Source organism: Cryobacterium sp. TMT2-42-4 (genome assembly GCF_004402645.1).
Lineage (GTDB): Bacteria > Actinomycetota > Actinomycetes > Actinomycetales > Microbacteriaceae > Cryobacterium > Cryobacterium sandaracinum.
In genome coordinates this window covers 75,281-87,923 of sequence record NZ_SOFT01000011.1, presented here as the reverse complement: position 1 = coordinate 87,923, position 12,643 = coordinate 75,281, and the positions used below count along the sequence as shown (strand labels likewise).

13 protein-coding genes are annotated in these 12,643 nt (G+C 69.3%); 9 read left to right on the top strand and 4 right to left on the bottom strand.

The window, feature by feature from the left end:
• Window positions 1–2 precede the first annotated feature (2 nt).
• The 5 genes from leuD to E3O18_RS02655 all read left to right on the top strand — a co-directional run bounded on the left by leuD (window position 3) and on the right by E3O18_RS02655 (window position 4,999).
• Entirely contained in the window at window positions 3–611 is a 609-nt protein-coding gene (gene leuD, locus E3O18_RS02675) for a 3-isopropylmalate dehydratase small subunit (protein ID WP_134394170.1), read from the top strand.
• Window positions 612–709: 98 nt separating this feature from the next.
• Entirely contained in the window at window positions 710–2,032 is a 1,323-nt protein-coding gene (murA, locus tag E3O18_RS02670; RefSeq protein ID WP_233194190.1) for a UDP-N-acetylglucosamine 1-carboxyvinyltransferase, read from the top strand.
• 133 nt (window positions 2,033–2,165) lie between these two features.
• On the top strand, window positions 2,166–2,861 hold the full coding sequence (locus E3O18_RS02665) for a lysophospholipid acyltransferase family protein (RefSeq protein ID WP_241976563.1): 696 nt from the start codon (window positions 2,166–2,168) through the stop codon (window positions 2,859–2,861).
• Between the two features lie 19 nt (window positions 2,862–2,880).
• On the top strand, window positions 2,881–3,978 hold the full coding sequence (locus E3O18_RS02660) for an NAD(P)H-dependent glycerol-3-phosphate dehydrogenase (RefSeq protein WP_104103030.1): 1,098 nt from the start codon (window positions 2,881–2,883) through the stop codon (window positions 3,976–3,978).
• Entirely contained in the window at window positions 3,881–4,999 is a 1,119-nt protein-coding gene (locus E3O18_RS02655; RefSeq protein ID WP_134394169.1) for a D-alanine--D-alanine ligase family protein, read from the top strand. The genes E3O18_RS02660 and E3O18_RS02655 overlap by 98 nt, the downstream gene beginning before the upstream one ends.
• A 28-nt stretch (window positions 5,000–5,027) precedes the next feature.
• Here E3O18_RS02655 and E3O18_RS02650 read toward each other — a convergent pair whose 3' ends face one another.
• The 3 genes from E3O18_RS02650 to E3O18_RS02640 form a co-directional block, all read right to left on the bottom strand.
• A complete protein-coding gene (locus E3O18_RS02650) occupies window positions 5,028–5,255 on the bottom strand; it encodes a sulfurtransferase TusA family protein (RefSeq protein ID WP_134394168.1) in 228 nt (75 codons plus the stop codon).
• A 35-nt stretch (window positions 5,256–5,290) separates the two neighbouring features.
• Window positions 5,291–6,349: a YeeE/YedE family protein gene (locus tag E3O18_RS02645; protein WP_134394167.1), complete on the bottom strand. Its 1,059-nt coding sequence runs from the start codon at window positions 6,347–6,349 to the stop codon at window positions 5,291–5,293.
• 210 nt (window positions 6,350–6,559) lie between these two features.
• A complete protein-coding gene (locus E3O18_RS02640) occupies window positions 6,560–7,075 on the bottom strand; it encodes a DUF3515 family protein (RefSeq protein WP_134417390.1) in 516 nt (171 codons plus the stop codon).
• A 24-nt stretch (window positions 7,076–7,099) separates the two neighbouring features.
• Between E3O18_RS02640 and thiL the strand changes: the two genes are divergently transcribed.
• Window positions 7,100–8,107 carry a thiamine-phosphate kinase gene (gene thiL / locus E3O18_RS02635; protein ID WP_241973558.1) on the top strand — a complete coding sequence of 336 codons (1,008 nt, stop codon included), beginning with the start codon at window positions 7,100–7,102 and terminating at the stop codon, window positions 8,105–8,107.
• 7 nt (window positions 8,108–8,114) lie between these two features.
• Here thiL and E3O18_RS02630 read toward each other — a convergent pair whose 3' ends face one another.
• On the bottom strand, window positions 8,115–8,693 hold the full coding sequence (locus E3O18_RS02630; protein ID WP_134394165.1) for an RsmD family RNA methyltransferase: 579 nt from the start codon (window positions 8,691–8,693) through the stop codon (window positions 8,115–8,117).
• Window positions 8,694–8,788: 95 nt separating this feature from the next.
• Between E3O18_RS02630 and E3O18_RS02625 the strand changes: the two genes are divergently transcribed.
• From E3O18_RS02625 to E3O18_RS02615, 3 genes are all read left to right on the top strand, one after another.
• Complete coding sequence (locus E3O18_RS02625; RefSeq protein ID WP_134394164.1) at window positions 8,789–10,984, top strand: ATP-dependent DNA helicase RecG; 2,196 nt, start codon at window positions 8,789–8,791, stop codon at window positions 10,982–10,984.
• A gap of 57 nt (window positions 10,985–11,041) precedes the next feature.
• Entirely contained in the window at window positions 11,042–11,530 is a 489-nt protein-coding gene (gene coaD / locus E3O18_RS02620; RefSeq protein WP_134394163.1) for a pantetheine-phosphate adenylyltransferase, read from the top strand.
• 86 nt (window positions 11,531–11,616) lie between these two features.
• On the top strand, window positions 11,617–12,588 hold the full coding sequence (locus tag E3O18_RS02615; RefSeq protein WP_134394243.1) for a MoxR family ATPase: 972 nt from the start codon (window positions 11,617–11,619) through the stop codon (window positions 12,586–12,588).
• The last annotated feature ends 55 nt before the right edge of the window (window positions 12,589–12,643 follow it).

The following is a 12,643-nucleotide window of genomic DNA, read 5'->3' as shown; positions in this document are numbered from 1 at the left end:
TAATGGAAAAGTTCACAACCGTCACGGGCATCGCGCTTCCACTGCGCCGCTCCAACGTCGACACCGACCAGATCATCCCCGCCGTCTACCTCAAGCGCGTCACCAAGACCGGCTTCGAGGACGCCCTCTTCGCCCGCTGGCGCGCCGACCCCGACTTCGTACTCAACAATCCGGCCTACGAGGGCGCCCGCGTGCTCGTTGCCGGCGCCGACTTCGGCACCGGCTCCTCGCGGGAGCACGCCGTCTGGGCGCTCCGCGACTACGGCTTCGACGTGGTCCTCAGCCCCCGCTTCGGCGACATCTTCCGCGGCAACGCCGGCAAGCAGGGTCTGCTCGCCGGCCAGATCTCCGAGGCCGACGCCCAGCGCCTGGGGGACATCATCGAGGCCTGTCCCGGAGTCGAACTGACGGTCGACCTCGTGTCGAGAACCGCCCGCGTGGGCGCCCTCACCGTTCCGTTCGAGATCGATGACTATACCCGGTGGCGCCTCCTCGAGGGCCTCGACGACATCGGCCTCACCCTGCGCGATGAAGCGCGGATCGCAGAATTCGAATCCCACCGGGAGCCATGGCGGCCCCGCACTCTCCCCGCAAGGCAGGTACGTTTGTGAGCACCATCAGCGAAATCACCCAGGACCGTGAAGACGACCAGAACCGGTCGGACGCGCAGAACCGCGAGAACGCCCAGAACTGGGGCGCGGCCGTCGGGCTGCAGGGCGACCGGATCACCATCCGCGGCGGCATCCCCCTGGTCGGCCGGATCGAACTGAAAGGCGCGAAGAACCTGGTCACCAAGGCCATGGTCGCGGCCCTTCTCGGGGAGAGCCCCAGCACGCTCAAGAACGTGCCGAACATCAGCGACGTGCGCATTGTGCGCCAGCTGCTCGAAGTGCACGGCGTCAAGGTCACCGACGGCGCCGAGCCCGGCGAACTGCTGCTCGACCCGGTCGACGTCGAGAGCGCGCATTTCGCGGCGATCGACGCGCACGCCGGTTCCTCGCGCATCCCGATCCTGTTCTGCGGCCCTCTGCTGCACCGCCTCGGCGAGGCGTTCATCCCCGATCTCGGTGGCTGCCGCATCGGCGACCGCCCGATCGACTACCACCTGGACGTGCTGCGCAAGTTTGGCGCCGTCGTCGAGAAGCAGCCCAACGGCATCCGGATGTCCGCGCCCAACGGGCTCAAAGGCACCAAGGTGTCCCTGCCCTACCCGAGCGTCGGCGCGACCGAGCAGGTTCTCCTGACCGCCGTGCGCGCGGAGGGCATCACCGAGCTCAAGGGCGCGGCGATCGAGCCCGAGATCATGGATCTCATCAACATCCTGCAGAAGATGGGCGCCATCATCACGGTCGACACCGACCGGGTGATTCGGATCGAGGGCGTCGAGCGTCTCGAGGGCTACAACCACCGCGCCCTGTTCGACCGGAACGAGGCGGCCAGCTGGGCGGCAGCGGCCCTGGCCACCGACGGCGACATCTTCGTCGGCGGCGCGCGCCAGCCCGAGATGTTGACGTTCCTGAACGTGTTCCGCAAGGTCGGCGGGGCGTTTGACATCGAAGACGACGGCATCCGGTTCTACCACCCGGGCGGCGACCTCAAGCCCGTCATCATCGAGACGGATGTGCACCCCGGCTTCATGACGGACTGGCAGCAGCCGCTCGTGATCGCCTTGACCCACGCGCACGGCGTCTCGATCGTGCACGAGACCGTCTACGAGCAGCGCTTCGGCTTCGTGGACGCTCTCGTCGAGATGGGCGCCACCATCCAGATCCACCGGGAATGCCTCGGCGGGCACCCCTGCCGGTTCGGCCAGCGCAACTTCAACCATTCAGCCGTGATCACCGGGCCGACGAAACTGACCGGCGCCGACATCGAGGTTCCCGATTTGCGCGGTGGCTTCAGCCACCTGATCGCGGCGCTGACCGCGAAGGGAACCTCCACCGTCAGCAACGTCGGAATCATCAGCCGCGGCTACGAGAACTTCATCACCAAACTTCAACTGTTGGGGGCTGACTTCGATCTCGAAGGATAATTGGGCTGTGCCAGCATCCGATCCAGCGTCCGTGTCCGATCCAACGCCCCAGACCCACATCTCTCGTGGCGTCGTGAACCCCGGGCGGGAGCGTTCGGAGACCCGACGGCCATCCGTGTTCTGGGTGCTGGCGATGATGATCCTTCCGGTGATCAATCTCGCCGTGCGGTACAAGGTCACCGACGCCGCGAAGTTCCCCCGCTCGGGAGCGTTCGTGATGGCGCCCAACCACTTCAGCGAGATCGACCCGCTTCTGATGGGGGTGCTGAGCTGGAATCTGGGGCGCGCGCCCCGGTTCATGGCGAAGGCATCCGTCTTCAAAATCCCGGTGATCGGGTGGCTGCTGCACAGGTCGGGGCAGATCCCGGTGCAGCGCGGCGGCAGCGTGCGCGGCAGCGAGCCCGTGAAGGCGGCCGAGCGGCTGGTAGAACGTGGCCAGATGGTCGTCGTCTACCCGGAGGGGTCGCTGACCCGCGACCCCGCGCTGTGGCCGATGCGTGGCAAGACCGGCGCCGTGCGGATCGCTCTCGAGCAGGGTATCCCGATCGTGCCGGTGGCCCACTGGGGAGCACAGGCGATCATGCCGCGCTACTCGAAGCGGCTGAGCCTGTTCCCGCGCAAGACCGTGCTGGTCAAGATCGGTGACCCGCTCGACCTCGCGCAGTTCCGGGGCCGCAACCTCGACCCGGCGACGCTCAACGAGGCCACCGCGCTCGTCATGGCCGCCATCACCCGGTTGCTCGAAGATCTTCGGGGTGAGGCGGCGCCGTCCAAGCGCTGGAATCCGGCCGAACACGATCAGAGAGAGACCGGACGTTTTGAAGCCTAAGGTTCAGCCAGGCAAACGGGTGGCCGTTCTCGGTGCCGGCAGCTGGGGCACCACGTTTGCCAAGATCCTGGCCGACGGCGGGGCCGACGTCGTGCTGTGGGCCCGCCGTCCCGAGCTCGCCCGCGAGATCACCGAGGCCCGGCGCAACAGCGACTACCTGCCCGGCATCAACCTGCCGGAGGGCCTGCGGGCCACCGCGAGGCTCGACCTGGCCCTCGCCGGCGCCGAGCAGGTGTTCGTATCGGTGCCGAGCCAGTCGCTGCGCGAGAACCTGATCCTGGCCGAGCCGTTCCTGGCTCCGGGCGCCATCGTGGTGTCGCTGATGAAGGGCGTCGAGCGCGGGTCCGGCCTGCGCATGAGCCAGATCATCGCCGAGATCCTGCCGATCAACCCCGACCTGATCGCGGCGATCTCCGGACCCAACCTGGCCCTGGAAATCGCCAAGGAACAGCCGACGGCGGCCGTGGTCTCCTCGAACAGCCTCGAGACCGCGCAGGCCGTTGCCATGCTGGCCCGCAACCGCTACTTCCGCTCCTACGTCAACACGGATGTCATCGGCACCGAATTCGGCGGCGTGCTGAAGAACCTCATCGCCGTGGCCATCGGCATCGTCGACGGCGTCGGCTACGGGGAGAACACGAAGGCGTCGATCATCACCCGCGGTCTCGTGGAGATGACCGATTTCGCGGTGGCCTACGGCGCGCATCCGGAGACGCTGGCTGGCCTGGCCGGCCTGGGCGACCTGATCGCGACCTGCCAGTCGCCGCTGTCGCGCAACAACACCGCCGGCCGGCTCCTCGGCCAGGGCTACGGCATCAACGATGTCGTCAAGCAGATGCAGCAGACCACCGAGGGTCTTGCGTCCGTCGGCCCCATTCTCGATCTCGCCCGCGCCAAGGGGGTGGACATGCCCATCGTTGAGCAGGTCCGCCAGGTGCTGGCCGGTACTCTGAAACCGCGGGATCTCGCCCCGCACCTGACCACGGACTCAGCGGAGCCGCAGGGCGAAAGGACGATTGATGACGAACAAGCTCACGGTGGCGCTGCTCTTTGGGGGTCGGTCAAGCGAACATTCGATCAGTTGCGCCACAGCGGGCGGCGTCCTGGCGGCGATTGACCGCGACCGCTACCACGTCATTCCGGTCGGCATCACCCGCGACGGAGCCTTCGTGCTCGAAGCGGATGACCCGGCCCGGTTCACATTGGACGCGGCCGAACTGCCGGAGGTCTTCGACAACGGCACCCGCATCCGGTGGCCGGAGAGCAGCCTCAGCCGCCAGCTGACCGTCAGTGACGGCGCCGGCTACCGTTCGCTCGGCAACGTCGATCTGGTCTTCCCGATCCTGCACGGCCCGTTCGGCGAGGACGGCACCGTGCAGGGGCTGCTCGAACTCGTCGGGCTGCCCTACGTGGGCTCAGGTGTGCTCGCGTCGGCGCTCGGAATGGACAAGCACTTCACCAAGACCGTTTTCCAGCAGGCTGCCCTCCCGGTCGCCCCGTGGCGTACCCTCACCGCCGGCGATTGGGTCGAGGCCCCCGGGATGGCGTTCGCGGCGGCCGAGGAGCTCGGGCTGCCCGTGTTCGTGAAGCCGGCACGGGCAGGGTCGAGCGTGGGCGTGAGTCGGGTGTCGAGCCTGGACCAGCTCGCCGAGGCGATGCGGGTTGCTCTGCTCGAGGACAACAAGGTTCTGATCGAGGCCGGGTTGCGCGGACGCGAACTCGAGATCGCAGTGCTGCAGGGGCGTCCTGGCGAGCCGACGCGGGCATCCGTCGCCGGCGAGGTTCGGGTCACCGGGCGGGACTTCTACGACTTTGCCGCCAAGTACCTCGGTGCGTCCGGCATCGACCTGGTCTGCCCGGCCGACCTCACCTCCGAGGAACTCGCCCAGATGCAGGCCCTGGCCATCCGCGCGTTCGACGCGATCGATGGCGCCGGCCTGGCGCGGGTGGACTTCTTTCTCACCGATGACGGCTGGGTGATCAACGAGATCAACACCATGCCCGGGTTCACCCCCATCTCGATGTTCCCGAGCTGCTGGCTGGCCAGTGGCTTCACCTACCCGCAGTTGATTGATGAGTTGATCGAGGTGGCGATCGCCCGCCGCGCCGCGCCGGCCGCGCTGCACCTGGCGGTCTAGCCGCCCTGCCGCGCGCCCGGCGCTCCGATCAGGCCTTCTGCACCGTGATGGTCCAGTGGGCTTCTCCAACGCGATCGAAGTGGGTGACCGGGTAGCCGCTCTCCGCCGCCCAGCGTGGCAGGGCATCCGTCGCCTGCGTGCAGTCGAAGTTGATGGTGAGCTCGTCGCCGAGGTCGAGCTTCTCGATTGCGGCTCCGGCCTCCACGAGCGGGAACGGGCAGACCTGACCGTCGGTCTCAAGTACGTACTGTGCCATGTCGGGCTTCTTTCTCCTGGTTGGCTAGGGGCTTGCTACTGGTTGGCGGGAACGCGAGCGGGGGAGACCCCGACCCGCGCGGACCCGGTGATGAAGAGGCGCGTCGCGGCGCCGGTGCCGATGATCATGAACACCAGCGCCACCCAGCCCTGGAGGCCGAAGGTGGCGGTGTCGACCATGCCGTTGCCGATGGTGCACCCGCCGGCCAGGCTGGCTCCGACGCCCATCAGCACCCCGCCGAGGATGCTGCGGACGGTGGTGGTGACATCGGGAAGACGCACCCGGAACTCGCCGCTGCCCTTGGCTGCAATGAACGAGCCGAGCAGGATGCCGATCACCAGGTACACTCCCCAGTCGATCAACTGGGGATCACCGCGCACGAGGTAGTTGACCATGTTCGAGGACGGCCCGGTGATACCGAGCCCGGACTCGCGCCCGGTTGCCCAGCTGAGCGGCCAGGCGAGGATGGCGAGCGGCGCGATGATCAGGGCGGTGGTGAACGCGCCCCATTTCTTCTCGAACAGGAGATGACGGATGCCGCTCGTGCGGGCCGGGAGCGACGCGACCGGCCGGGACGACCGCAGCCGCAGGTGGTGCCGGGCGAGCAGGCCGACGCCGGTGACGAGCACCGCGACCAGCACCCACGGTGAGATGCCGAGGACTCCGTGGATGGTGGAGGCCTCCACGGTGATACCGCGCAGCGCCGCGACCGGAGCGGACAACGCGCCCGTCTTCGAGATGGCGGAGAAGAGGGCGTAGAAGATCAGGGCGAACCAACTGCCCACCAGACCCTCGCCGGCGCGGTAGTAGGTGCCCGTGGCGCATCCGCCGGCCAGCACGATGGCGAACCCGAAGATGAACGCACCGATGATCGTGGCCAGCCAGGCGAAGGGCTGGGGGTCGAGGGTGATCACTCCGGCAGCGTCGAGGGCGAAGACGCCCACACTCTGCACGGCGATGACGATCAGAAAGGCCGTCAGCCAGCGGGTGCTGCCCGTGAGCCACAGGTCCCGGAACGCGCCGGTGACGCAGAACCTGCCCCGCTGCATGGTGAAGCCCAGGGCGACGCCCAGGCCGAGTCCGGTGAGAAGCATGTCGTGTCCCCGTCCATCAGAGGTCGCACGCCGTGTGACGGCGACTCCCCGGCGACGTTACGGGCCGGCCGGCGGCGCTGCTCCTAGACGTCGCGGCGTAACGAAATGAGACGTAACACTTGACAACTCCGCACCCGCACCCGCACCCGCCCGTGCGGCCGAAACTCCTAAGGCTGTCGGCTCGGGGCAGCAGGACGGCAGGGCGGCGGACTACGGAGCGGGCGCCACCGTCTCGCCGTCGGTCGGCAGCAGCAGGTCCGCGGCGCCGAGGCACTGGCCCGTCGCGGGGCTGTTACCCACGGCCTGCGCCAGGTCAACGAGCACCGTGGACCCGCTGACCTTGTCCGAGTCGATGACCAGTTCGGTTGCCGGGTCGCGGCCGTAGGTGGTGTAGCGGTAGAGCGGGGCATCCGAGTCGTCTTCGATCCAGTCGATGCCGTTGACCGTGAGGCAGGGGAGCGTCGTCGGTGCGGGCACGGCAACGCCGCAGTGCAACAGGACCGCGCTCGGGGTGCCCCACGCGCCCGTGGCCTGGGCGTTCGTCTCACGTTCCGGAAGCGAGGCCACCGAGGTCGGAAGGCGAACGATGAGGTCGGCGCAGGTGGGATTGACGGCATCCGCGGCCGGTTCCAGCGGCACGATCGCCGTGCAGCCGGTGAGGAGCACGGTACCAGCGACGAGCGTGAGCGCGAGGCCGGTGCGGAGGAAGCGGATGCGGGGAGTCATTGCATTCAGGCTACCGTTTGAAGCATGACGAATGCTGCGGGCGCGATGGTCCCCACGAGTGCGACGCTGGCCGACCTGAGCGAAGGGGAGGTTCTCGCCCGAATCTTCCCGCGACTGCCGGGCTCCGCGGCTCAGCTCCTCGGCCCCGGCGACGACGCCGCCGTGATGCGGGCGCCGGACGGGCGCTACGTTGTCACCACCGACATGATGATCCAGGGTCCGGATTTCCGGCTCGCCTGGTCGTCCCCGCACGACCTCGGCTGGAAGGCCGCCGCGACGAACCTGTCCGACGTCGCCGCCATGGGGGCCCGTCCCACCGCACTGGTGGTGGCGATCGCCGCCCCGCCATCGACGCCGATCTCGGTGATCGAGGGCATCGCCGACGGGTTGCGGGACTGCTGCGAGGCGCTGGCCCCGGGCTGCGGCGTCGTCGGCGGCGACCTGTCCGCGTCCGACGCCCTCACGCTCGCTGTGACAGCCTTCGGCGACCTCGAGGGACGCGAGCCCGTGCTGCGCTCCGGGGCGCGGCCAGGCGACGTCGTGGTCCTGGCCGGGCGCCTCGGTGAGGCCGCCCGAGGCCTGGACCTGCTCTTCCGTCTCGCCGTGGACGAAAACGGTGTTCCGGATGCCGCGCTGGCGGACGCGTTGCGGGCGCAGCATCCCGAGGCGGTCGCCGCGCAGCTCGCACCGGTGCCGCCCATCGACCGAGGTCCGGCCGCCGCCGGCGCCGGCGCGACCGCGATGCTGGACGTGTCCGACGGACTCGCCATCGACGCCGGGCGCCTCGCCCGGGCCAGCAGCGTGGGCATCGACTTCGCCCGGTCGGCCCTCGGCGAGAATGTCGAGCGTTCCCTCGGCGGCGGCGAGGACCATGGCCTGCTGGCCACTTTCCCGCCGGGCGCCGTGCTGCCCGCCGGCTTCCGCGTCGTCGGCGTGGTGACGGATGCCGCAGGCTCGGTCCTGGTGGACGGCCGCCCCCATGACCAGGCCGGCTGGGACCCCTATCGCGGCTGGGACGGCGCCGTCGCCTGAGAGCGACTCAGGCGGCGGGCAGAACGGGGGAGGCGTACCAGACGGTCGTGTCGCCGTAGTCCTTGCGCCGGTCGGATGCGAGGCCCGCTCCCCAGACCGGTTCGGGGGAGCGGGAACTGCGCTCCACGATGACGAGTGCGTCCACGTCGAGCAGCGGCGCTAGGGCGGCAAGGTTGTGGCCGAGCTCGGTCTCGGCCAGGTCGTAGGGCGGGTCGATGAAGACCAGGTCGAATCCATCGCCGGTGGCCGCGAGGAACGACTGCACGGACTGACTGCTCACCTTGATCTTCGGGGCGCCCCGCCCCGGTGCCGCCCGCAGCACGGCCTCGGTGTTCTTGCGGCACATCTGCGCGGCGCCGAAGTTATTCTCGACCAGGGTCACGATGCGCGCTCCCCGGCTGGCCGCCTCCAGGCCGAGCCCGCCCGACCCGGCGTACAGATCGAGAACCCGAGCGCCCCGGATGATGTCGCGCGCGTCGAGGGCGGAGAAGATCGCCTCCCGCACGCGGTCGCTGGTGGGGCGGGTGCCGGTCTTGGGCACCGCCAGGGGCAGGGAACCGGCAAACCCGGCGACGATTCGCGTCATAACCCGTCGAGTTTATCGCCCGTCGGCGGCCGAGGTCGCGGCGCGCCCGCGCCGACCCGGTGCCGCATGTCGCACGTGCCGCCTACGATCGAGACATGACCGATTCGGAGGCTGGGGAGACTCTCGCCCCGGTGACCCTGGACAGCAAGCTGGCCACCGTGGTCGGCGGCAAAACGGCCGTCGCCCTGGGCAAGGCCTTCGGCTCGCACACCGTGGGCGATCTGCTCAGCCACTACCCGCGCCGCTACGCCCGCCGCGGCGAGCTCTCGTCGATCAGCCTGCTGCCACTCGACGAGAACGTGACCATTGTGGCGGAGATCCGCTCGGTCGAGGAACGCCCGATGAAAGCCCGCAAGGGGTCGATCGTCGAGGTGAAGATCTCCGACGGCCGCGGCATCCTCACTCTCACCTGGTTCAACCAGTCCTGGCGGGCCAGGCAGCTCCAACCCGGCACGCGCGGAATGTTCGCGGGCAAGGTCACCGACTACCGGGGCCACCTGCAGCTCACGCACCCGACCTACAAGCTCTTCGGCCCCGGCGCCGACGACGAACCCGAGATGCCCACGGATGCCGCGGCCGCCAAACTCTGGATCGAGCAGCCCGTCGCGATCTACCCGTCCACCAACACCGTGGCCAGCTGGCAGGTCGCGCAGTCCATCGCGATCCTGCTGGACAGCGTGGGCCCGGTGCCCGACCCGATCCCGCCGGAGCTGCGCGCCGAGCGCGGGCTGTTGCCGCAGGGCCGGGCCTTCGAGCTGATCCACCGCCCGGAAACCGATGCGGACTGGCGCCGCGCCAGGGACACCCTGCGGTTCACCGAGGCCTTCGTTCTGCAGAGCGCCCTGGTGCAGCAGCGGCTCACCGCCCGGCAGCAGCGCTCCACCCCGCGCGTGGCGTCGTCCGGCGGCCTGCTCGAGCGCTTCGATGCCGGCCTGCCCTTCAGCCTCACCGCGGACCAGCGGGGCGTGGCCATGGAGATCTCCGCCGACCTTATCGAGACCCACCCGATGAACCGGCTGCTGCAGGGCGAGGTCGGCTCCGGCAAGACCGTCGTGGCCCTGCGGGCCATGCTCACCGTCGCCGACACGGGCGGCCAATCGGCTTTCCTCGCTCCCACCGAGGTTCTGGCGGCCCAGCACCTGCGCACGATTGTGCGGTCGCTCGGCCCCGAGCTGGCGGGCACGTTGATGCCCACCCTGCTCACCGGGCAGCTGCCGGTGGCGGAGCGCCGCAAGGCGCTGCTCCGAGTGGTGTCCGGACAAGCCAAGATCGTGATCGGCACGCATGCGCTGCTCGGCGACAAGGTCACGTTTTTCGACCTCGGACTGGTCGTCGTCGACGAGCAGCACCGGTTCGGCGTGGACCAGCGCGAGGCGTTGCGGCTGAAGGGAGCCGTGCCGCCGCACGTGCTGGTGCTCACCGCCACCCCGATCCCGCGCACCGTGGCCATGACCGTGTTCGGCGACCTCGACGTGAGCACGATCGCGGAGCTGCCGGAGGGGCGACAGGGTATCGAGACCTTCGTCGTGCCTGTGTTCGAGAAGCCCGGCTGGGTCACCCGGGTGTGGACCCGGTTGGCGGAGGAGCTCGCCCAGGGCCGCCAGGGTTTCGTGGTGTGCCCGGCCATCGCCCCGAAACAGCTCGAGGAGAGCGCGGAGGTCGATCCCGAGGCGGCAGCGCCGGCATCCGTCGAGATGGTGCTCGCCGAACTGCGTGGTAACCCGGCCCTGGCCTCCGCCCGCATCGAACCGCTGCACGGGCGCATGACCAGCGACGAGAAAGACGTGGCCATGCGCGCGTTCGCGGCCGGTGAGATCGACGTGCTCGTGGCGACGACCGTCATCGAGGTCGGCGTCGACGTGCCGAACGCCTCCGCCATGGTGGTGCTGGACGCCGACCGGTTCGGCGTCTCGCAACTGCACCAGCTGCGCGGCCGGGTGGGCCGCGGCGGCGTGCCGGGGCTCTGTCTCCTGGTCACGAGCGCGGAGGCCGAAACCATCGCGCGCGAGCGAGTCGAGGCTGTCGCTGCCACCCTCGACGGGTTCGAGTTGGCCCAGGTCGACCTGGAGCTGCGCCGGGAGGGCGATGTGCTCGGCAGCAACCAGTCCGGGGGCCGCTCTTCACTACGCCTGCTGAGGGTGGCGACCGACGGCGACCTGATCGGGGAGGCCAGGGGCTATGCGCAGCGCCTGAGCGAGCACGACCCGCACCTCGAATCGGTCCCGGCGCTTCGGGAGGCGGTGCGGCGGCGCCTCGACGACGCGGAGCGGGCCTCGCTCACCAAGTCCTGACAGCAGGATCGGAGCGCGCTCAGGCACCGTTCACGCACTGGGGCTAGGGTGATCGCTATGCGCAGGATCGCCGTCGTCCCCGGTTCATTCGACCCCGTCACGCGGGGTCATCTCGACGTGATTGAACGGGCGTCCGGTCTCTTCGACGAACTGCACGTGCTCGTCGTGCACAACCCCGGCAAGACGGCTCTGCTGCCGATCAGCCAGCGGGTTTCCCTGCTGCAGCGGTCCATCCTGGACGCCGGGCTGCCGGGCAACATCGTGGTGGCCTCCTGGGGCATGGGGCTGCTCGTCGATTACTGCATGGAGGTCGGCGCAGGCGTGCTGATCAAGGGCATCCGCTCACAGGTGGACGTGGCCTACGAGACCCCGATGGCGATCGTGAACCGCAACCTCGCCGCCGTGGAAACGATCTTCCTGCTGCCCGACCCGGCCAACGCCCACGTGTCCAGTTCCCTGGTGCGCCAGGTCGCCGCCCTCGGCGGCGATATCACCCCCTATGTGCCGCCGGCCGTGGCGGCATTCCTGCAGAAGACACGCGTGTGAATACGCCGCCCGTGCGCTCGGTTTCCGTTCCGGCGCTCGCCGGGAACGCGGGCGGACCTGTCACCGACACGGACGACGAGACCCTGATGGACCTTGCGGCCGTCCAGGCTTCGGCGCGTGCGATCATCCGCAATGTGGAAACCGTCATCGACGGCAAGCACACGGCCGTCACGACGGCTCTCACGGTGCTGCTGGCCCAGGGGCACCTTCTGATCGAGGACGTTCCCGGCGTCGGCAAGACCATGCTGGCCAAGGCGCTGGCCAAGTCCGTGCACTGCACGGTCAGCCGCGTCCAGTTCACCCCCGACCTGCTGCCCTCCGACGTGACGGGCGTGTCGGTGTTCAACCAGGTGGACCGCCGATTCGAGTTCAAGCCTGGCGCCATCTTCGCGAACATCGTGATCGGGGACGAGATCAACCGGGCGAGCCCGAAGACCCAGTCCGCGCTGCTGGAATGCATGGAGGAACGCCAGGTCACCGTCGACGGCTCCACCTACCTGCTGCCGCTGCCCTTCACGGTCGTGGCCACGCAGAACCCGATCGAGATGGAGGGCACCTATGCGCTTCCCGAGGCCCAGCGGGATCGGTTCATGGCACGCATCTCGATGGGGTACCCCGACACCGAGTCCGAGCTGATGATGCTGGATGCCCGCGACACGTCGAGCCCGCTGGCCGGCATCGAGGCGGTCGTCTCCGGCGCCCAGCTGCGCGGAATGATGACGGCCGTGCAGCGGGTGTTCGCCTCTCCCGCGGTGAAGGAGTACACGGTCAGCCTGGTGCGGGCCACCCGCGACGACCGCGACCTGCGCCTGGGCGCCAGCCCCCGTGCCACACTGCAGCTGATCCGGGCGGCCAAGGCCCAGGCGGCGCTGCACGGCCGGGACTATGTGCTGCCCGACGACATCGACTCCCTCGCCGTCGCCGTGCTCGGGCACCGCCTCGTGGCGAGCAGCCGGGTGCTCGGCCACCATCAGGACAGCGGCCCGGTGGTCGACGACATCGTTCGCCGGATCGTGGCGGCCACCCCCGTTCCCGTCGGTGCCACCGGGCATCCCTGACGCCATGCCGGCGAAGCAGCGGCGCGTCCGGATTCCTCGGCTCACCCTTCGAGGC

Excerpts from the sequence above, each read along its gene's own strand:
- E3O18_RS02615 (WP_134394243.1), top strand. The coding sequence starts at position 11,617 with ATGGACCTTGCGGCCGTCCAGGCTTCGGCGCGTGCGATCATCCGCAAT.
- E3O18_RS02665 (WP_241976563.1), top strand. The coding sequence starts at position 2,166 with ATGATGATCCTTCCGGTGATCAATCTCGCCGTGCGGTACAAGGTCACC.
- E3O18_RS02625 (WP_134394164.1), top strand. The coding sequence starts at position 8,789 with ATGACCGATTCGGAGGCTGGGGAGACTCTCGCCCCGGTGACCCTGGAC.
- E3O18_RS02645 (WP_134394167.1), bottom strand. The coding sequence starts at position 6,349 with ATGCTTCTCACCGGACTCGGCCTGGGCGTCGCCCTGGGCTTCACCATG.
- E3O18_RS02640 (WP_134417390.1), bottom strand. The coding sequence starts at position 7,075 with ATGACTCCCCGCATCCGCTTCCTCCGCACCGGCCTCGCGCTCACGCTC.
- E3O18_RS02630 (WP_134394165.1), bottom strand. The coding sequence starts at position 8,693 with ATGACGCGAATCGTCGCCGGGTTTGCCGGTTCCCTGCCCCTGGCGGTG.
- E3O18_RS02650 (WP_134394168.1), bottom strand. The coding sequence starts at position 5,255 with ATGGCACAGTACGTACTTGAGACCGACGGTCAGGTCTGCCCGTTCCCG.
- E3O18_RS02655 (WP_134394169.1), top strand. The coding sequence starts at position 3,881 with ATGACGAACAAGCTCACGGTGGCGCTGCTCTTTGGGGGTCGGTCAAGC.
- thiL (WP_241973558.1), top strand. The coding sequence starts at position 7,100 with ATGACGAATGCTGCGGGCGCGATGGTCCCCACGAGTGCGACGCTGGCC.
- leuD (WP_134394170.1), top strand. The coding sequence starts at position 3 with ATGGAAAAGTTCACAACCGTCACGGGCATCGCGCTTCCACTGCGCCGC.
- coaD (WP_134394163.1), top strand. The coding sequence starts at position 11,042 with ATGCGCAGGATCGCCGTCGTCCCCGGTTCATTCGACCCCGTCACGCGG.